We start from the raw sequence: 17,668 nt of genomic DNA on the forward strand, positions 1-17,668 counted from the left end.
CGGGACGCTCAGGCCTCGCCGGGCCGGATGTGGCCGGTGGCGGCGCGCCGGGCCCGCCAGCGCTCGCCCAGCGAGTCGATTTCCTCTTGCACGAAGAGGAAGAAGTCGCGCATCTCGGCCACTCGTTCGCCGGCCGGCGTGTCTGGCCCGAGGGCGGCCACCCCGGACTCGGCGACGTCGATGAACGCCTTGTAGATCCCGGTCTTGGTGATGGTCGCCTCGTACCAGGGGTTGTCCGGCATCCGGTAGCGATCCCGGCGGGACCTCGGGACCGGTTCGCGGACCAGCATGCTGAACTGGGTGAGGTAGCGGACCGCACCGCTGACCGCCGCCGCGCTCACTCCGAGCCGCTCGCCGATCTCGGCGGCGGTCAACGGGTCGTCCGAGCTCATCACGGTGAACAGCACCCGGGCGGCCATCCGCGGAGAACCGACCTCGGCGAAGGTCAACGCCATCCGCTCGACGAATAGGTGCACCGGGTCGTGGCCGTCGGTGGCTGCCATGACGATCTCTCCTGCCTGCTCGTGTGGCCCCGATGGTGCCCCGGATCTCACAGTCTTCACAACTTTGTGAAACGAGTGTAGCTTCCGATACATGGAAACTCCCATTGAGGTGTCCGGCCTGGTCAAGACCTTCGGCCGGACCCGGGCGCTCGACGGTCTCGACCTGACCGTCCGCGCCGGCGAGGTGCACGGCTTCCTCGGCCCGAACGGCGCCGGCAAATCGACCACCATCCGAGCGCTGCTCGGCCTGCTGCGGGCGGACGCGGGGGCCGTCCGACTGCTCGGTGGTGACCCGTGGCGCGACGCGGTGGCCCTGCACCGCCGGCTGGCGTACGTGCCGGGCGACGTGACGCTCTGGCCCAACCTCTCCGGCGGGGAGGTCATCGACCTGCTCGGCCGGATGCGCGGCGGTCTCGACCCGGCCCGCCGGGCCGAGCTGCTCGACTCGTTCGAGCTGGACCCGCGCAAGAAGGGCCGGGCGTACTCCAAGGGCAACAGGCAGAAGGTCGGCCTGGTGGCCGCCCTCGCCTCGGACGCCGAACTGCTCATCCTGGACGAGCCGACCTCCGGCCTGGACCCGCTGATGGAGGAGGTCTTCCAGCACTGGGTCCACCGGGCGAAGGCCGACGGCCGCACCGTGCTGCTCTCCAGCCACATCCTGGCCGAGGTGGAGGCGCTCTGCGACCGGGTGACGATCATCCGCAACGGTCGGGACGTCGAGACGGGCACCCTGACCGACCTGCGCCACCTGCGACGAACCTCGATCGAAGCCGAGCTGACCGGCCCGGTCGACGGGCTGGGGAAGCTGGCCGGCGTGCACGACCTGCGCGTGGACGGGCCCCGGGTGCGCTTCGACGTGGAGAACGGCGCGCTGGACGCCGCCCTGCGCCGACTCACCGAGATCGGCGTACGCAGCCTGGTCAGCCAGCCGCCGACGCTGGAGGAACTGTTCCTGCGGCACTACCAGGCCGAGCCGGCGGTGCGCTCATGAGCGCGTTCACCGGCACGAGGCACCTGGTGCGACTGATCCTGCGCCGGGACCGGGTCGTGCTGCCGATCTGGATCCTGCTGCTGGCCGTGCTGCCGGCCAGCTACGCCGGCACGTACGCCGAGCTGTACCCGACCGCCGCCGAGCGGGCCACGTACCTGGCCGGTACGGCGAGCAACCCGTCGATCGTCGCCCTGCTCGGCCCGGTGTACGGCGACAGCGTCGGCGCGCTCACCGTCCAGCGGGCCGGCCTGCTGGCGTTGATCGCCGCACTGGTCAGCGTGCTCACCGTGGTCCGGCACACCCGGACGGAAGAGGAGGCCGGCCGGCGCGAGCTGCTCGGCGCCACGGTGCTGGGCCGGTACGCCGGGCTGACCGCCGCGCTGCTGGTGACGTACGCCGCGAACCTGCTTCTCGGCCTGCTCACCGCCGGCAGCCTGGTCGCCGCAGGCCTGCCCGGTGCCGGCTCGCTGCTCTTCGGCGCCGGGCTGGCGCTCACCGGCATCGTCTTCGCCACGCTCGGCGGGCTGGCCGCGCAGCTCACCGAGAGCGCGACCGGGGCGCGCGGGATCGGCCTGGCCGCGCTCGGGCTGGCCTTCGTGCTGCGGCTGGCCGGCGACGCGGGGGGTTCCGGCGGCACCGGCGGGAGCGCGGAGTGGCTGAGCTGGCTCTCCCCGCTGGGCTGGTCGGCCCGGGTTCGGGCCTTCGCCGACGAGCGCTGGTGGGTGCTGCTGCTGCCGGTGCTGTTCAGTGCGGTGGTCGCGCTCGTCGCGTACCCCGTCTCGGTGCGCCGCGACCTCGGCGCCGGGGTGTTCCCGCCCCAGCTCGGACCGGCGACCGCGGGGCCGCGGCTGGCGGGCCCGTTCGGCCTGGCCTGGCGGCTGCATCGGGGCCAGTTGCTCGGCTGGACCGTCGGGTTCGGGCTGCTCGGCCTGGTGCTCGGCGGCGCGGCGGATGCCGCCGGCGACGCGGTGCAGGGCAATCAGCAGGTCGCCGAGATCCTGGCACGGTTGGGTGGCACCTCCGCGCTCGCGGAGGCGTACCTCGGTGGGACGTTGAGCCTGACCGCGCTGGCCGCCGCCGGGTACGGCATCCAGGCCGCGCTGCGGGCGCGGGCGGAGGAGACCGCCGGGCGGGCTGAACCGCTGCTCGCCACGGCGGTGAGCCGGACCCGCTGGCTGGCGGCGCACCTGCTCTTCGCCCTGCTCGGCCCGGCGGTGGTGCTCTCCGTGACCGGGCTCGCCACCGGGCTGGCATACGGCCTCAGCGTGGGCGACGTCGGGGGCGAGCTGCCCCGGCTGCTCGGTGCCGGCCTGGCCCAGGTGCCGGCGGCCTGGGTGCTGGCCGGGCTGGCGGCGTTGCTGGTCGGCTGGCTGCCCCGGTTCTCCACGGGCGCCTGGGCGGTGCTCGCCGGCTGCCTGCTGCTCGGTCAGCTCGGTGCGGTGCTGGAGCTGGACCAATGGGCGCTGGACCTCTCCCCGTTCACCCACACCCCACAGGTCCTCGGCCCCGACTGGACCGTCACCCCGCTGGTCGCCCTGGCCGCCGTGACAGCCGCCCTGACCGCGGCAGCCCTGAAAACCTTCCAAACCCGGGACGTCCCCACCCCCTGACCGGCCCGATCCAAGGCGTTGATCATGAGGTTATTGCCGACAAATGGGACAGGAAGTGGCAATAACTTCATGATCAACAGGGGAGGCGCGGGCCGGCGGGGAGGGGGAGGGGTCAGCCCGCGGGCTGGTCGTTGCGGATCATCAGGGCGCTGCGGAGGCCGGTGATGTCCAGGACGCGGATCAGGAAGTCGCCCACGTGGGTCAGCATCAGCAGGCTCTGGGCATGGCTGGCCTTGCGGCTGAGCACGACCAGGGTGCCCAGGCCCTGCGAGTCGCAGAAGGTGACGCCACCCAGGTCGAGCACGATCCGCGGGGGCGGGTCGGCCAGCACCTCGTTGACCACGGTGGAGAGCTGCGCGGCCGTGAGCATGTCGATCTCACCGGCCAGGCGCAGCACGGCTTCGTCGCCCGTCCGGTGGAGCGTGATGGACAGTTCGGCGCGATCCACCCGGTCAGCCTAGCGCGATCCGGACGACCCGGCCTGTCGAGGCCGACAGCCACCGCCGTCCCGTGTCGGCGCCGCGGCCGGGGGCCGGAGGCGGGTGAGCCCGGTAACCCCAGCCCGGGGTGGCTGCTGATTGGCCGTCCGCCGCTGACACAATGGCGGCATCGTGACCGACACCTTCTCCGCCGGATCCGGCCGCTACCCGGCCGACGCTCCGGCCTCCGAGGCCCTGTTCCACCGCGCCCGCGCCATCGTGCCAGGCGGGGTGAACTCCCCTGTGCGCGCCTTCCAGGCGGTCGGCGGCACCCCCCGCTTCATGGTTCGAGGCGAGGGTCCCTGGCTGCACGACGCCGACGGCCGCCGCTACGTGGACCTGGTCTGCTCCTGGGGTCCGCTGATCCTCGGGCACGCGCACCCGGAGGTGGTGGACGCCGTGCAGGCCGCCGCCGCTCTGGGCACCAGCTTCGGCACCCCCACCCCGGCTGAGGTGGAACTGGCCGCCGAGATCGTCGACCGGACGCCGGTGGAGCAGGTACGCCTGGTCAACTCCGGCACCGAGGCGACCATGTCGGCGATCCGGCTGGCCCGCGGCTTCACCGGCCGCTCCAAGATCGTTAAGTTCGCCGGCTGCTACCACGGGCACGTCGACGCGCTGCTCGCGTCCGCCGGCTCCGGCGTGGCCACCCTGGGCCTGCCCGACTCGCCCGGCGTCACCGGCGCGGCGGCCAGCGAGACGATCGTGCTGCCGTACAACGACATCAGGGCGGTCGAGGAGGCCTTCGCCGCCGAGGGTCCGCACATCGCCGCGGTGATCACCGAGGCCGCCGCCGGCAACATGGGTGTGGTCGCCCCCCGCGACGGCTTCAACCAGCAGCTCGCCCGGATCGCGCACGCGCACGGCGCGCTGCTCGTGGTGGACGAGGTGATGACCGGGTTCCGGGTGTCCCGCGCCGGCTGGCACGGCCTCGACCCGTCCGACGCCGACCTGTGGACGTACGGCAAGGTCATGGGTGGCGGGCTGCCCGCCGCCGCGTTCGGCGGGCGCGCCGAGATCATGGCGCGGCTCGCCCCGGCCGGCCCGGTCTACCAGGCCGGCACGCTCTCCGGTAACCCGCTGGCCTGCGCCGCCGGCCTGGCCACCCTGCGGCTGGCCGACGACGAGCTGTACCGCCGCCTCGACCAGACCGCCGCCGTCGTGGGCAAGCTGGCCGCCGACGCGCTGGCCGCCGCCGGGGTCCCGCACCGACTGTCGTACGCGGGCAGCATGTTCTCCATCTTCTTCACCGACGCCGACGTGGTCGACTACGACAGCGCCCGCACGCAGCAGGTGCCGGCGTTCAAGGCGTTCTTCCACGCGATGCTCGCCGCCGGCGTCTACCTGCCGCCAAGCGCGTTCGAGTCGTGGTTCGTGTCGGCGGCGATCGACGACGCCGCTCTGGAGCAGATCGCCGCCGCGCTGCCGACGGCGGCCAACGCGGCGGCAGCGGCGGGTCACGGGGGGTAGCGGTGAGCGCGAGGAGTGAGCCGGTTTTGCGAGCCCCGCAGTCGCGAACGAGGGGGGCGCAGCAGTGAGCAAGACGGTGGTCCACGTGCTTCGGCACGGCGAGGTGCACAACCCCGACCAGATCCTCTACGGCCGGCTGCCCGGTTTCCGCCTCTCCGAGCTGGGTGTGCAGATGGCCAAGGCCGCCGCGCAGGGGCTGGCCGAGCGGGAGATCGTGCACGTGGTGGCCAGCCCGCTGGAGCGCGCACAGCAGACCGCCGAGCCGATCGCCGCCCAGTTCGGGCTGCCGGTCGGGGTGGACGAGCGGCTGATCGAGAGCGCCAACTGGTTCGAGGGCAAGAAGGTGTCGCCGGGCGACGGGTCGTTCCGCGACCCGCGCAACTGGTGGGTGCTGCGCGACCCGGTGACCCCGTCCTGGGGCGAGGCGTACCGGGTCATCGCGGAGCGGATGTTCGCCGCCGTGCACGCCGCCCGGGTCGCCGCCGAGGGACGCGAGGCGGTGCTGGTCTCGCACCAGCTCCCGATCTGGACGCTGCGCCGGTACGTCGAGCGCAAGCGGCTCTGGCACGACCCGCGCAGGCGGCAGTGCGGGCTGGCCAGCCTCACGTCGTTCCACTTCGACGGCGCGAAGGTGGTGGGCATCGGCTACAGCGAGCCGGCAGCGCACCTGATCGCCCTCTCCGCGACCGCCCGGACGGCCAAGGGCGCCTGATGAACGCCCGGAGGTGGACCGCCGGCCTGCTCGCCACCGTCGCCGCGGTGGCGCTGGTCGGCTGCACGTCGCAGGGCCGGGAGAAGACCTGCACGACCACCTCCGACGGGGTCATCGAGTGCGCTCCGGACCAGCGTTCGGCACCTCCGACGCTCGCCGGTGAACTGCTCACCGGCGGCAGCTACGACGTCAGCGAGGCCCGCGGCCAGGTCGTGGTGGTCAACTTCTGGGGTTCCTGGTGCGCGCCGTGCCGCGCGGAGGCGGACGACCTGGAAGCGACCTACCAGGCCACCAAGGGCTCCGGGGTGAACTTCCTCGGCATCAACGTGCAGGACCAGCGGGACAAGGCCAAGGCGTTCGAGGAGGGCCGGGTCACCTATCCGAGCCTGTTCGACCCGCCGAGCAAGCTGGCGCTCGCCCTGGACATTCCGCCGAACAGCATCCCGGCGACGGTGGTGCTGGACCGGGAGGGCCGGATCGCCACGGTGATCCGGGCGGCGGTCAAGCAGGAGGGCCTGCAACCGATCGTCGAACGGATCGCGGCCGAGAAACCGGCGCCGAACTGATGGGCGAGACCTTCCGGGAGTTGGCCCTGAGCGGGCCGCTGCTGCTCGCCATCGGCGCCGCGGCGCTCGCCGGCCTGGTCAGCTTCCTCTCCCCATGCGTGCTCCCGCTGGTCCCCGGCTACCTCTCGTACGTCACCGGCCTCGCCGGCTCCGACCTCGAAGGCAGTGCAAGGAAGGGCACCTTATTAACGCCTGCGGTAGAGGAAGGGCCCCCTCTTAACGCTGCGGAGGCACGCGACGGCGACGGCGGGGGTGTCGCGGTAAGGGAGCGGATCGCACGGGCCGGTGCCGTCAAGGGCCGGGTGCTCGCGGGAACGCTGCTCTTCATCGCCGGCTTCACCGTCGTCTTCGTGGCCACCGCGATCCTGTTCGCGAGCATCGGTCGGGTCTTCTTCGACTACGAGCGCCAGCTGGAGATCGTGATCGGCGTGCTGATCATCGTGCTCGGGCTGGGCTACCTCGGGATGATCCCGGCCCTGCAACGGGAGTTCCGGATCTCCCGGCTGCCGTCCGCAGGGCTGCTCGGCGCACCGGTCTTCGGCGCGGTCTTCGCGCTCAGCTGGGTGCCCTGCACCGGCCCCACGCTCGGCGCGGTGATGGGCATGGCCACCGCGAGCGGGCAGAGCGACCGCGCCGTGGTGCTCGCCGTGGCGTACTGCCTCGGGCTGGGGATACCGTTCGTCGTCTTCGGGCTGGGTTTCCAGCGCCTGCTCGGGGTCTTCCGCGCCGTCCGGCGCAACAGCCGCTGGGTCACCCGGGTCGGCGGCGCCCTGCTCATCCTGATCGGCCTGGCGCTGGTCACCGGCGGATGGCAGAGCTTCGTGATCTGGTTGCAGACCACCGTCGGGGTGGGCGAGGTGAGCATCTGATGACGGTCGTGGACGACCGGCCGGAGACCGCGGCCCCGGCGCCCCGGCGCCGCCCCAACCGGCTGCTGGCGCTGCTGCGCAACTCGTGGCGGCAGTTGACCAGCATGCGTACGGCGCTGATCCTGCTCTTCCTGCTCGCGGTCGCCGCCATCCCCGGCTCGGTGCTGCCGCAGCGCGGGATCAGCCCGGAGAAGGTCAACCAGTACTTTACCGACCACCCGGATCTGGCCCCCCGGCTGGACCGGATCGGCGCGTTCGAGGTCTTCGGCTCGGTCTGGTTCTCCGCGATCTACCTGCTGCTGTTCACCTCGCTGATCGGCTGCATCACGCCCCGCCTGCGCGACCACGTCCGGGCGCTGCGGTCCCGGCCGCCGGCCGTGCCGAAGCGGATGAAGCGGTTGCCGCAGCACGCGCTGCTGCCCGCCCCGGCGGGTGGCGCGGCGGCCATCGCCGAGGTGCTGCGCAAGCGGCGGTGGCGGGTGGAGGTGCGCGGCGACGAGGTCTCCGCCGAGAAGGGCTATCTCAAGGAGACCGGCAACCTGCTGTTCCACACCTCGCTGATCGCCGTGCTGATCGGCGTCGCGCTCGGCTCGTGGTACGGCTGGAGCGGCAACCGGCTGCTGGTGGCGGGCACGGACAACGCCTTCTGCAACACCCGGCAGCAGTACGCCGAGACGAAGCTCGGCCCTCGGGTCGACAGCGAGGACCTGCCCCGCTTCTGCCTGCGGCTGGACGACTTCCAGGCCCGGTTCCTGGCCTCCGGCCAGCCGGAGTTCTTCAACGCCCGGGTGACCGTCGACGGCCCCGACGAGCCGACCCGCAGCGCGGACTTCTCGGTGAACTCACCACTGCGGTTGAACGACGCGAACGTCTACCTGCTGGGCCACGGGTACGCCCCGGTCATCCGCTACACCGACCGGTTCGGCCGCTCCCAGGTCAGCGACGAGCCGTTCCTGACCACCGGCGACATGGGCCTGACCGGCGAGGGGCTGGCGGCCTTCCCGGACGCGAACGTCGACCCGCGGACCGGGCAGCGCGCGCCGGACGAGCAGATGGCGTTCACCGGCATCTACCTGCCCACGGCCCCGCAGCAGGCACCGTTCGCCCGCTCGGAGTACCCGACCGAGCGCAACCCGGCGCTCAACCTGGTCGCCTACCGGGGCAACCTCGGCCTGGACGCCGGCATCCCCGGCTCGATCTACCAGCTCGACCAGCGGCAGGTGCGGACCGGCAAGGTCAAGGAGGTCGGCACCAAGCTGCTCCGCAAGGGCGAGACCTGGACGTTGGACGACGGCAGCAAGGTCGAGTTCCTGGGCACCGAGCGGTACGTGACCCTCTCCGTGCGGCACGACCCCGGCTCGACGATGCTGCTGATCAGCTGCGGTTTCCTGCTGGTGGGGCTGATGGGGTCGCTGTTCGGGCGGCGCCGCCGGGTGTTCTTCCGGGTGATGCCGGCCGACCCCGCGGAAGGATCTCCGACGGGCGGTAGTAGTTTGATGGAGGTCGGCGGGTTGCCGCGCACCGACTATCCAGGGTTCGCCGACGAGTTCGCCCAGCTCGTCGCCGCGGTCCGCGGTGATGAGCGACCGGGCACGGGTGCTGACTCCAGTGACCGGGCCGGCGTGCGAGAAGGGACCGAGTGATGTCCGCACTCTCCGACAATCTGGTGACCTTCGCGATCCTGGCGTACCTGGTCGCGATGATCTGCCATGCCGTGGAGTACGCACTCGGCAACACTCGCGCCCGGGTCGCCGCGGCTCCCGCCCGCGAGCTGGTGGGCGCCGGCGTCGGGGGCGGCGGCGTACCCGCGTCGCCCGCGCCGGTCCCGCCGTCGGCCGTGGTGGACCGCTCGGCGCGGCGTGCCCGGATCGCCGGACTGATCGCGGTCGGGGCCACCGGGCTCGCGGCCGCGCTGCACCTGGCGGCGCTGGTCACGCGGGGCCTCGCGGCCGACCGGATGCCCTGGGGCAACATGTACGAGTTCGTGCTCACGGTGACGTTCATCGGGGTCGCGGCCTGGCTGGTGGTGCTCTGGAAGCGCCCGTCGCTGCGCAAGCTCGGGCTGTTCCTCACCCTGGTGATGGTGCTGCTGGTGGCCACCGCCGAGCTGGTGCTGTACGTGCCGATCGTGCCGCTGGTGCCGGCGCTCAACTCGTACTGGTTCGTCATCCACGTCTCGACGATCGTCTTCTCGTCGGGCATCTTCCTGCTCGGCGTGGTGCCGGCGGTCGGCTACCTGATGCGCGCCGGGTACGAGCAGGGCAAGCGGAGCTTCCCGTACACCCTGGCCAAGCGTCTGCCGGGTGCGGTCAGCCTGGAGCGGCTGACCTTCGCGCTGCATGCCTTCGCCTTCCCGATCTTCACCTTCGCGGTGATCGCCGGGGCGGTCTGGGCCGAGGCGGCCTGGGGACGGCCGTGGGGCTGGGACCCGAAGGAGACCTGGGCGTTCATCTCCTGGGTGGTGTACGCGGGCTACCTGCACGCCCGGGCCACGCCCAGCGTCAAGCGCAACGTGGCCACCTGGCTGGCGGTGCTCGGCTTCCTCACCATGCTGATGAACCTGTTCGGCGTGAACATCTTCTTCACCGGCCTGCACTCGTACGGCGGCCTCGACTGAGCAGCTCGTCGATTCGCAGGGTGACCTGGTAGGCCACCTCCGGCACGTCGGCCAGTTCGATGCGTTCCGCGCGCAGCGCGAGCTGCGCGTGCAGCTCCCGGGCGACCGCGTCGCGCAGCTCGGCCAACAGGGGTGAGAGTCCGTCCGGGTCCCCGACGATGTACGCGTCCGACATGCCCTCAGGCTCCGCCCCCGCGGGGTCGGGGCGCCAGAGCCGGTGACATTTCCCGCGGTCAGGCGCCGAACCAGCCGGGCACGTCGAGGCGGAACCAGTTCGCGGGGGTGACGCTGCGCAGGTCGTCCTCAATGGCGGTGACCCGCTCCGGGCCGAGCGTGTCCGCCCATCGCTGCCGGAGCTGGTCGAAGATGACCGCCGAGCGTCGTAACCCGTCGTGCCCGCGCTCGGTCATCCGGACCAGCTTGCGCCGGGCGTCCCGCGGGTCGTCGGCCCGCTCCAGGTAGCCGAGGGCGACCAGCCGGTCCACCGTCTTGCCGGCCGCCTGCTTCGAGACGCCCAGCCGCTGCCCCAGCTCGCTGGCGGTGGTGCCGTCGGGGCCGACGGCCTGGAGCACGAACCCATGCAGTGGTCGCAGCTCCGGATGCCCCTCGCGGGCCAACTCGGCGTGCAGGTCGTCGATGAGCGTACGGAAGCCGGCCAACAGCAGCAGGGGCAGCAGGAAGCCCGGCCGTCCCGGATCAGCCGTTGCCATCTTCGACAACCTCGTTTACTATTTCGTCAACCACGTTGACCATCCTACCGGACGCGTCGCCGACACCCACGCTGCGAGAGCAGGTAACCATGTCCGTCTTCACCGCCCACACCGTCGACACCGCGCCCGCCGCCGCCCGCCCGACCGTCGAGGGAGTACGCCGCCGCCTCGGCTGGCTGCCGACCCCGGTGGGGCTGATGGCCGGGTCGCCACAACTGCTCGCCGGCTTCTTCACCGCGAGCGCGGGCTTCGAACAGACCGCCCTCACACCCTTGGAGCGGGAGGTGGTCATCCTGACCGTCTCGACCACCCACGAGTGCCACGTCTGCGTCTCCCTGCACACCGGCAAGCTCACCCAGCTCGGCGCGAGCACCGAGCTGATCACCGCGCTGCGCGCCCGCACGGCGCTGGCCGAGCCACGGCTGGAGGCACTGCGCCGATTCACGCTGGCCGTGCTCGACCACCGGGGCGCGGTGCCCGACGACGAGTTGGACGACTTCCTCTCCGCCGGCTACCAACCACGGCACGCGTTGGACGTGGTGCTCGGCGTCGGTGCGTACACCATCTCCGCCTTCGCCAACCGGCTCACCCGCGCGCCGCTCGACCCGCCGTTGGCCGCCCATGCCTGGACGCCCGCCGCCTGAGCCGCCACCCGCCGTCCGCGCCCGTTGATCAACACGACGTCTGGGAAGTCGGTCTGTCGAACGCTGCGGGACACCCCGACTTCCCGGAAGTCGAGTGGATCTAGGCGCGCGTCGGGACCGGTCCCGGGCCATTGCGAGCGTCACAGCACCCGGCTTCGTCCGCGCGGGACGCGGTGCGGGAGACTGGCGGGCATGGCGGCTCGTGGCTTCCCGTACACCGACCTCAAGGACTTCCTCGCGGCCCTGGAGCGCGCGGGCGAACTGCGCCGGGTCGACGTCCCGGTCGACCCGACCCTGGAGATCAGCGAGGTGGTCACCCGCACGGTCCGGGCCGGCGGACCGGCGCTGCTGTTCGAGCGCCCCACCCGGGGCGAGATGCCGGTGGCGATCAACCTGTTCGGCACCGAGAAGCGGATGGCCATGGCGCTCGGCGTCGACTCGCTGGACGAGATCGGGGCCCGGATCGGCGCGCTGATCAAGCCGGAGCTGCCGGTGGGCTGGTCCGGCATCCGCGAGGGCCTGGGCAAGGTCATGCAGCTCAAGTCGGTGCCGCCGCGCAAGGTGAAGACCGCGCCCTGCCAGGAGGTCGTCTACCGGGGTGAGGACGTCGACCTGAACCGGCTGCCCGGGCTCCAGGTGTGGCCCGGCGACGGCGGGATCTTCCACAACTACGGCCTCACCCACACCAAGCACCCGGAGACCGGCAAGCGCAACCTCGGGCTGTACCGGCTCCAGCAGCACGGCCGCAACACCCTGGGCATGCACTGGCAGATCCACAAGGACTCCACCGCCCACCACGCGGTCGCCGAGCGGCTCGGGCAGCGCCTGCCGGTCGCGGTCGCGATCGGCTGCGACCCGGTCGTCTCGTACGCGGCCAGCGCGCCGCTGCCCGGCGACATCGACGAGTACCTGTTCGCCGGGTTCCTGCGCGGCGAGCGGGTGGAGATGGTCGACTGCCTCACCGTGCCGCTGCAGGTGCCGGCCCACGCGCAGATCGTGCTGGAGGGCTACCTGGAGCCGGGCGAGCGGCTGCCCGAGGGCCCGTTCGGCGACCACACCGGCTTCTACACGCCGGTCGAGCCGTTCCCGGTGCTGCACATCGAGGCGATGACCATGCAGCGCAAGCCGGTCTACCACTCGATCGTCACCTCCAAGCCGCCGCAGGAGGACCACGCCCTCGGCAAGGCCACCGAGCGGATCTTCCAGCCGCTGCTCAAGCTGCTGATCCCGGACATCGTGGACTACGACCTGCCGGCCGCCGGCGTCTTCCACAACTGCGCGATCGTGTCGATCCGCAAGCGCTACCCGAAGCACGCGCAGAAGGTGATGAACGCGATCTGGGGCGCGCACCTGATGTCGCTGACCAAGCTGATCGTGATCGTCGACGAGGACTGCGACGTGCACGACTACAACGAGGTCGCCTTCCGCGCCTTCGGCAACGTCGACTACGCGCGCGACCTGCTGCTCACCGAGGGCCCGGTCGATCACCTCGACCACTCGTCGTACCAGCAGTTCTGGGGCGGCAAGGTGGGCGTTGACGCGACCCGCAAGCTCCCCACCGAGGGTTACACCCGCGGTTGGCCGGAGGAGATGAGCATGTCGCCGGAGGTCACCGCCCTGGTCGACAAGCGCTGGAAGGAGTACGGCATCTGATGGCGGTCCTCGACGCGCCGGCCGAACGGCCGGGCCGAATCAAGTCGTTCCTCAAACTCGTCGCCATCGAACACTCGGTCTTCGCGCTGCCGTTCGCGTACCTGTCGGCGCTGACCGCGATGCAGGTCAACGGCGGCCGGGTGCGCTGGGTGGACCTGCTGCTGATCACCGTGGCGATGGTCGGGGCGCGGACGTTCGCGATGGCCGCCAACCGGATCCTCGACCGGCGGATCGACGCGCGGAACCCGCGTACCGCCGCGCGGGAGCTGGTCACCGGCGCGGTGAGCGTGCGCACGGCCTGGACCGGCGCGGTCGTCGCGCTGGTGGTCTTCCTCTCCGCCGCCGCTCTGCTCAACCCGCTCTGCCTGGTGCTGGCGCCGCTCGCCGTGGTGCCGCTGGTGGTCTACCCGTACGGCAAGCGGTTCACCAACTGGCCGCACGCGATCCTCGCGGTCGCCCAGGCGGTCGGCCCGGTCGGCGCCTGGCTGGCCGTCACCGGCACCCTGGACGGCTCCTGGCCGGCCTGGCTGCTCGGCGCGGCGGTCGGGCTGTGGATCGGTGGCTTCGACCTGATCTACGCCTGCCAGGACGACGCGGTGGACCGGCGGATCGGGGTGCACAGCGTGCCCGCCCGGTACGGCCGGCGCTTCGCGCTGCACGCCTCCACCGTGGCGCACGTGGTGACGTTCGGGCTCTTCGTCTGGTTCGGGGCGGTGGTCGGGTTCGGCTGGCTCTGGTGGGTCGGCCTGGCGCTCACCGCGGTCGCGTTCGCCTACCAGCACCTGGTGGTCACCCCGACCGACCTGAGCAAGGTCAACCGGGCGTTCTTCACCGCGAACGGCTTCGTCGGCATCGCGCTGTTCGCCTTCGCCCTGCTCGACCTGGTGATCCGGCTCGACCTTCGGCCCTAGGCGCTGGTGGGGTAGCGGGCGCTCTCCAGCGTCCAGTCGATGGTGCCGCGCACCGCGTACGCGACCCCGTCGAGGTGGTCGGTGACCGCCTCGTCCAGCGCCGGGCCGAACGACGGCACCGTGGCACGCAGCGCGACGAAGCGCCGCATCGACTCCCGCCAGCGCTCGGCCACCCGGTCCACCGCCTCCGCCGGCGACAGGCCCTGCTCGTCCTGCATGGCAAGCACCAGGTTGTGCCCGCCCGCGGTGGCCCGGTCCCGGTCCAGCGATGCGAGGTCGTTGTACCAGGAGAGCAGGTCGTTGCCGGTGCGGGCGACCCGGCGCAGCAGCGGGTGGTGGTAGACCGGGTCGGGCAGCGGCCGGCCGGTGACGAACTCCACCAGCGGGTACGACACGTCCGCCGCCGACGTGGCCCGCCGCAGCTCGACGTACTCGATGACGCCGGGTCGGCGACCCGCCTCCTTGTTGGCCGCCTCCCGCCGGGTCCCGTCGAGGTGCTGGGCCACCGCGTCGGCGAAGCGCAGCCGCCACCGGGCCGGCATCCGGCGGCGCGGCTCCCGCCAGGCCAGCACCAGCAGCCGCCGCAGCGGACCGGTCAACCCGGCGTGTCGTGCCCGGGGACCGTCGTGCAGCAGCGCCAAGGTGCCGTTGCGCAGCGCGCGGATCTGCTCCGGAGCGAGCCGGCCCGGCCCGTCGCAGGCGTCGTCGACCAGGAAGAACCAGGTGAACAGCGCGGTCAGGCTCCGCAGGTCGGCCTCGGTGGCGTCCGGGTAGAGCCGGCCGGCGTACCGGGCGAAGGCTCCCCGGCTCAGCCGGCGCAGCGCGGCGTCGTCCAGCGGCAGGCCCAGCTCGGGCAACAGGCGGAGCAGCCACTCGTGCACCCGGTCGGCGTGCGGCGAGAGCCGGGCCGGGATCGGACATTCGGCGCGCAGCGTCCAGAGGACCTCGCCGGTCGTCACCGATGCCTCCTGTGCGATCTGCTGCCGGTGCGAATGGCCACCGGCAGCATGCCAGGTCCGCGGGACACGCAGGCGCCCGCCCGGACATCTCGGGCGAGCCACCCGGAGGCCGATCCCGGGGGTGCCCACCAGCGCACGAACCCCACCAGGCAGGCTGGGGGCATGCGGGAACCATGGGTGGTCGGTGTCTCCGGGGCCTCCGGTACGCCGTACGCGGCGGCCGTGCTCGGCGGGCTGCTCGACGCGGGCGAACCGGTGGACCTGATCGTCTCCCGGGCGGCGCGGCTCACGCTGCTCGACGAGACCGGCCGGCCGTTCCGCGACGCGCACTGGGCCGAGGACCTCGCCGCCTGGCTCGGCCGGGACGTGACCGGCGCGGACGTGCGGCACTGGCCGGCGGGAGACCTGGCGGCCGGTCCGAGCAGCGGTTCCTACCGGGTACGCGGAATGGCGGTGGTGCCGGCCAGCACGGCGGCGTGCGCGGGGGTCGCCATCGGGCTCTCCAAGGACCTGTTGCAGCGTGCCGCCGAGGTCAACCTCAAGGAGCGCCGGCCGGTGGTGGTGGCACCTCGGGAGACGCCGGTGACCCGCAGTCACCTTGAGCACCTGATCGCGTTGCACGACGCCGGCGCGGTGGTGCTGCCGGCCAGCCCCGGCTTCTACGGCGCGGGTGCGGCGGCCAGCGCGCAGCAGTTGGTCGACTTCGTGGCCGGCAAAGTGCTGGACGCGCTCGGCGTCCCGCACACCCTGTTCCGACGGTGGTCCGGCCAGCTCGGGGCGGCCCGAAGCTGAGCCTGTCTGCTCAACCCCGCCCGGTCACGCGTACGACGGGTGACCGTAGCGGGACGCGGACCGGACTGCTGCCCGGTCCGCGTAGCGTTGTCCGCACCAGTTCAGTACATGCCGGCGTTGGCCGGACCCGGCCCGGTAGAGGCGGCCGGGCCCACGTTGCGTGGCTTTCCGACCTCGTCCACCTCGTCCAGCATGCCCTCCCCCTCAAGCAGGGCTCGCACCTCGGATTCCCGAAACCGGCGATGCCCGCCTGGAGTCCGGATGCTTCCTATCCGGCCGGCCGCCGCCCATCTCGTCACAGTCTTCGGGTCCACCCGAAACAGCGCGGCGACCTCACCCGGTGTCAGCAGGCGATCTCCAGTGTCCACAGCCCCCTCCTCGCGTCGACGAAGCCCCTGGCTGAACACACTGCCCCCGGCTGGTGCGAGCCCAGAGCCGTCATGAGGGACGTATGGTAATTACAGCACCAGGGACCTGGCCTGTCCGCCAAACGCGAAAAATGCACTGAGTGGGAAGTTAGTAAATGGTACTGGTGCAACCCCTGCCCTGACCGTCTGTTTGTGAACAGTTACTCACTGCTGTGTGCAACGGATGCCGAAGGCGTCGCGTTACGCCCAACGGGATAAGGTCACTCTCCGTGGACGCCATCGACCTGAGCCTCGTCGACCTGCTGCGTGGAAACGCCCGCCTCTCGTACGCCGAGCTCGCCCGGCAGGTTGGCCTCTCTGCCCCGGCCGTGCACGAGCGGGTCGGCAAGCTGGAGAACAGCGGCGTGATCCGCGGCTACCGCGCGGACGTGGAGCCGGAGGCGATCGGGCTGGGTGTCACCGCGCTGATCGGCATCGTCGAGGACTCCGGCGCGGACAGCGACGACATGCTCGAGTCGCTCCGGGTGCTGCCCGAGATCGAGTCCTGCTACTTCATGGCGGGGGTGGAGTCCTTCCTGCTCAAGGCGCGGGTCGGCACGATCGCCGAGCTGGAGCAGCTGATCGTGCGGCTGAACCGGACGCCCGGGGTCGCCTCCACCCGTACCGCGATCGCACTCTCCACCAAATGGGAGAACCGCCCCCAGTCGGTCGGCCCACCGGCCGCCTGACACCGCGGCGGTGGGGCCCGGCCTCGCACCCGAGCGCCAGGGGGATCGGCGACCACTCCTCATGTGCGTCCTTTGCTCTGCTTACACCCACGCACCAGTGCGGGCCGTTCTGTGGTGCGTCCGCTGAAGCAGAGCAAAGGAGACCGCCCCCGCGCCGTACCGGCCGCTGCCGAGGGCCGATCGGCGCCGTACCCGCCGCGGCCGAGGGCCGGTCGGCCCTGGTGCCGTACCGGCGGACGGCGGTAGCGTGCGCCGATGACCCCGCTGGGACGTGGAGCGGCCGTGGTGACCGGGGCCGCCGGCGGCCTGGGCCGCGCCATTGCCGCCGCGCTGCACGCCGACGGTTGGTCGGTGCTGCTCACCGACGTCGACCCGGCTGCGGTCGCCGTCGCGGCCGCGCCGCTCGGCGGCTGGTCCGCCGCGCTGGATGTCCGGGACGAGGCAGCCTGCGCCGAGATCGCCGCGACGGCAGCCAGCCGGGGTGGCCTCGGCCTCTGGGTCAACAACGCCGGCATCCTGGTCACCGGCCCCGCCTGGGAGCACGACGGACGGACCCGCCGTCGGGTGCTCGACGTGAACGCGCTCGGCGCGATGAACGGCACCCTCGCCGCGCTCGGGGTGATGCGCGGGCAGGGGCACGGCCACGTGCTGAACGTCGTCTCGCTGGCCGGGCTGGTCGCCGCGCCCGGCGAGACGGTGTACGCGGCCAGTAAGCACGCGCTGCTGGCGTTCAGCCTCGGCACCCTGTCCGACCTGCGGATGGCCGGATATCGGCAGGTACACGTCTCCTGCCTCTGCCCGGACGGCATCTGGACCCCGATGCTGCACGACCGGCTGGACGACCCCGGTGCGCTGGCGTCGTTCACCGGTTCCATGCTGACCCCGCAGCGGGTGGCCGCCCGGGCGGCCCGACTGGCCCGCCGGCCGCGCCCGGTGGTCAGCCTGCCCCGTTGGCGGGGAGCGCAGGTCCGGCTGCTGGACGCCCTGCCTCGACTGGCCATCGGGCTGACCCCGCTGGTCCGGGCGGTCGGCCGGGCCGGCCAGCGCCGTCAGCTCCGCCGGGTCACGTCGGCGGACCGGCGCTGA

General features: G+C 72.2%; 20 protein-coding genes. 14 read left to right on the top strand and 6 right to left on the bottom strand.

Going from position 1 to position 17,668, the window contains the following annotated elements:
* Window positions 1–8: 8 nt before the first annotated feature.
* Window positions 9–503 (bottom strand): MarR family transcriptional regulator, encoded by a 495-nt coding sequence (locus ABZU69_RS27855; RefSeq protein WP_354967269.1) that lies wholly within the window; start codon window positions 501–503, stop codon window positions 9–11.
* A gap of 91 nt (window positions 504–594) precedes the next feature.
* Here ABZU69_RS27855 and ABZU69_RS27860 point away from each other — a divergent pair, with 91 nt between their 5' ends.
* The gene (locus ABZU69_RS27860; protein WP_354967270.1) at window positions 595–1,494 is read left to right on the top strand and encodes an ABC transporter ATP-binding protein; all 900 of its coding nucleotides are present in this window, start codon (window positions 595–597) and stop codon (window positions 1,492–1,494) included.
* Window positions 1,491–3,104: an ABC transporter permease gene (locus tag ABZU69_RS27865; protein ID WP_354967271.1), complete on the top strand. Its 1,614-nt coding sequence runs from the start codon at window positions 1,491–1,493 to the stop codon at window positions 3,102–3,104. Before ABZU69_RS27860 ends, ABZU69_RS27865 begins: the two co-directional genes overlap by 4 nt.
* Window positions 3,105–3,216: 112 nt before the next feature.
* On the opposite strand, the gene ABZU69_RS27870 is transcribed toward ABZU69_RS27865, so the two are convergent.
* The gene (locus ABZU69_RS27870; protein WP_053652159.1) at window positions 3,217–3,552 is read right to left on the bottom strand and encodes an STAS domain-containing protein; all 336 of its coding nucleotides are present in this window, start codon (window positions 3,550–3,552) and stop codon (window positions 3,217–3,219) included.
* Between the two features lie 163 nt (window positions 3,553–3,715).
* Here ABZU69_RS27870 and hemL point away from each other — a divergent pair, with 163 nt between their 5' ends.
* From hemL to ccsB, 6 genes are all read left to right on the top strand, one after another.
* On the top strand, window positions 3,716–5,053 hold the full coding sequence (gene hemL, locus ABZU69_RS27875; protein WP_354967272.1) for a glutamate-1-semialdehyde 2,1-aminomutase: 1,338 nt from the start codon (window positions 3,716–3,718) through the stop codon (window positions 5,051–5,053).
* Between the two features lie 64 nt (window positions 5,054–5,117).
* Entirely contained in the window at window positions 5,118–5,765 is a 648-nt protein-coding gene (locus ABZU69_RS27880) for a histidine phosphatase family protein (RefSeq protein ID WP_354967273.1), read from the top strand.
* Window positions 5,765–6,331, top strand: coding sequence for a TlpA disulfide reductase family protein (locus ABZU69_RS27885; protein ID WP_354967274.1), 567 nt, complete (start codon window positions 5,765–5,767; stop codon window positions 6,329–6,331). The genes ABZU69_RS27880 and ABZU69_RS27885 overlap by 1 nt, the downstream gene beginning before the upstream one ends.
* Window positions 6,331–7,200: a cytochrome c biogenesis protein CcdA gene (locus tag ABZU69_RS27890; protein WP_354967275.1), complete on the top strand. Its 870-nt coding sequence runs from the start codon at window positions 6,331–6,333 to the stop codon at window positions 7,198–7,200. The genes ABZU69_RS27885 and ABZU69_RS27890 overlap by 1 nt, the downstream gene beginning before the upstream one ends.
* Window positions 7,200–8,843, top strand: coding sequence for a cytochrome c biogenesis protein ResB (locus ABZU69_RS27895; protein WP_354967276.1), 1,644 nt, complete (start codon window positions 7,200–7,202; stop codon window positions 8,841–8,843). The genes ABZU69_RS27890 and ABZU69_RS27895 overlap by 1 nt, the downstream gene beginning before the upstream one ends.
* Window positions 8,843–9,817 carry a c-type cytochrome biogenesis protein CcsB gene (ccsB, locus tag ABZU69_RS27900; RefSeq protein ID WP_354967277.1) on the top strand — a complete coding sequence of 325 codons (975 nt, stop codon included), beginning with the start codon at window positions 8,843–8,845 and terminating at the stop codon, window positions 9,815–9,817. The genes ABZU69_RS27895 and ccsB overlap by 1 nt, the downstream gene beginning before the upstream one ends.
* Here the strand turns inward: ccsB and ABZU69_RS27905 are convergent.
* Together ABZU69_RS27905 and ABZU69_RS27910 are read right to left on the bottom strand one after the other, a co-directional pair.
* Window positions 9,783–9,992, bottom strand: coding sequence for a hypothetical protein (locus tag ABZU69_RS27905; RefSeq protein ID WP_354967278.1), 210 nt, complete (start codon window positions 9,990–9,992; stop codon window positions 9,783–9,785). The genes ccsB and ABZU69_RS27905 overlap by 35 nt on opposite strands.
* A 58-nt stretch (window positions 9,993–10,050) precedes the next feature.
* Complete coding sequence (locus ABZU69_RS27910; protein ID WP_354967279.1) at window positions 10,051–10,527, bottom strand: MarR family transcriptional regulator; 477 nt, start codon at window positions 10,525–10,527, stop codon at window positions 10,051–10,053.
* 89 nt (window positions 10,528–10,616) lie between these two features.
* Here ABZU69_RS27910 and ABZU69_RS27915 point away from each other — a divergent pair, with 89 nt between their 5' ends.
* The 3 genes from ABZU69_RS27915 to mqnP all read left to right on the top strand — a co-directional run bounded on the left by ABZU69_RS27915 (window position 10,617) and on the right by mqnP (window position 13,735).
* Window positions 10,617–11,171 carry a carboxymuconolactone decarboxylase family protein gene (locus ABZU69_RS27915; RefSeq protein ID WP_354967280.1) on the top strand — a complete coding sequence of 185 codons (555 nt, stop codon included), beginning with the start codon at window positions 10,617–10,619 and terminating at the stop codon, window positions 11,169–11,171.
* Window positions 11,172–11,363: 192 nt separating this feature from the next.
* Window positions 11,364–12,824 (top strand): menaquinone biosynthesis decarboxylase, encoded by a 1,461-nt coding sequence (locus ABZU69_RS27920; RefSeq protein ID WP_354967281.1) that lies wholly within the window; start codon window positions 11,364–11,366, stop codon window positions 12,822–12,824.
* Entirely contained in the window at window positions 12,824–13,735 is a 912-nt protein-coding gene (gene mqnP / locus ABZU69_RS27925) for a menaquinone biosynthesis prenyltransferase MqnP (RefSeq protein ID WP_354967282.1), read from the top strand. Before ABZU69_RS27920 ends, mqnP begins: the two co-directional genes overlap by 1 nt.
* On the opposite strand, the gene ABZU69_RS27930 is transcribed toward mqnP, so the two are convergent.
* Window positions 13,732–14,694, bottom strand: a complete 963-nt coding sequence (locus ABZU69_RS27930; protein ID WP_354967283.1) for a terpene synthase — start codon at window positions 14,692–14,694, stop codon at window positions 13,732–13,734. The two genes, mqnP and ABZU69_RS27930, sit on opposite strands and share 4 nt — an antisense overlap.
* A 162-nt stretch (window positions 14,695–14,856) precedes the next feature.
* Here ABZU69_RS27930 and ABZU69_RS27935 point away from each other — a divergent pair, with 162 nt between their 5' ends.
* Window positions 14,857–15,486, top strand: a complete 630-nt coding sequence (locus ABZU69_RS27935; protein ID WP_354967284.1) for a UbiX family flavin prenyltransferase — start codon at window positions 14,857–14,859, stop codon at window positions 15,484–15,486.
* 101 nt (window positions 15,487–15,587) lie between these two features.
* Here ABZU69_RS27935 and ABZU69_RS27940 read toward each other — a convergent pair whose 3' ends face one another.
* Window positions 15,588–15,854 carry a BldC family transcriptional regulator gene (locus ABZU69_RS27940; RefSeq protein ID WP_007454516.1) on the bottom strand — a complete coding sequence of 89 codons (267 nt, stop codon included), beginning with the start codon at window positions 15,852–15,854 and terminating at the stop codon, window positions 15,588–15,590.
* Window positions 15,855–16,123: 269 nt separating this feature from the next.
* On the opposite strand from ABZU69_RS27940, the gene ABZU69_RS27945 reads away from it, so the two are divergent.
* The gene (locus ABZU69_RS27945) at window positions 16,124–16,582 is read left to right on the top strand and encodes an Lrp/AsnC family transcriptional regulator (protein ID WP_354967285.1); all 459 of its coding nucleotides are present in this window, start codon (window positions 16,124–16,126) and stop codon (window positions 16,580–16,582) included.
* Between the two features lie 255 nt (window positions 16,583–16,837).
* Entirely contained in the window at window positions 16,838–17,668 is an 831-nt protein-coding gene (locus ABZU69_RS27950; protein ID WP_354967286.1) for an SDR family oxidoreductase, read from the top strand.

The sequence above is a fragment of the Micromonospora sp. NPDC005206 genome (genome assembly GCF_040608175.1).
Taxonomy (GTDB): Bacteria; Actinomycetota; Actinomycetes; order Mycobacteriales; family Micromonosporaceae; genus Micromonospora.

What these genes read in the sequence shown, in the direction of transcription:
- ABZU69_RS27935 (WP_354967284.1), top strand. Translation starts at nt 14,857, where the DNA reads ATGCGGGAACCATGGGTGGTCGGTGTCTCCGGGGCCTCCGGTACGCCG.
- ABZU69_RS27860 (WP_354967270.1), top strand. Translation starts at nt 595, where the DNA reads ATGGAAACTCCCATTGAGGTGTCCGGCCTGGTCAAGACCTTCGGCCGG.
- ccsB (WP_354967277.1), top strand. Translation starts at nt 8,843, where the DNA reads ATGTCCGCACTCTCCGACAATCTGGTGACCTTCGCGATCCTGGCGTAC.
- ABZU69_RS27905 (WP_354967278.1), bottom strand. Translation starts at nt 9,992, where the DNA reads ATGTCGGACGCGTACATCGTCGGGGACCCGGACGGACTCTCACCCCTG.
- ABZU69_RS27865 (WP_354967271.1), top strand. Translation starts at nt 1,491, where the DNA reads ATGAGCGCGTTCACCGGCACGAGGCACCTGGTGCGACTGATCCTGCGC.
- ABZU69_RS27950 (WP_354967286.1), top strand. Translation starts at nt 16,838, where the DNA reads ATGACCCCGCTGGGACGTGGAGCGGCCGTGGTGACCGGGGCCGCCGGC.
- ABZU69_RS27915 (WP_354967280.1), top strand. Translation starts at nt 10,617, where the DNA reads ATGTCCGTCTTCACCGCCCACACCGTCGACACCGCGCCCGCCGCCGCC.
- ABZU69_RS27885 (WP_354967274.1), top strand. Translation starts at nt 5,765, where the DNA reads ATGAACGCCCGGAGGTGGACCGCCGGCCTGCTCGCCACCGTCGCCGCG.
- mqnP (WP_354967282.1), top strand. Translation starts at nt 12,824, where the DNA reads ATGGCGGTCCTCGACGCGCCGGCCGAACGGCCGGGCCGAATCAAGTCG.
- ABZU69_RS27890 (WP_354967275.1), top strand. Translation starts at nt 6,331, where the DNA reads ATGGGCGAGACCTTCCGGGAGTTGGCCCTGAGCGGGCCGCTGCTGCTC.
- ABZU69_RS27910 (WP_354967279.1), bottom strand. Translation starts at nt 10,527, where the DNA reads ATGGCAACGGCTGATCCGGGACGGCCGGGCTTCCTGCTGCCCCTGCTG.
- ABZU69_RS27855 (WP_354967269.1), bottom strand. Translation starts at nt 503, where the DNA reads ATGGCAGCCACCGACGGCCACGACCCGGTGCACCTATTCGTCGAGCGG.
- ABZU69_RS27920 (WP_354967281.1), top strand. Translation starts at nt 11,364, where the DNA reads ATGGCGGCTCGTGGCTTCCCGTACACCGACCTCAAGGACTTCCTCGCG.
- ABZU69_RS27895 (WP_354967276.1), top strand. Translation starts at nt 7,200, where the DNA reads ATGACGGTCGTGGACGACCGGCCGGAGACCGCGGCCCCGGCGCCCCGG.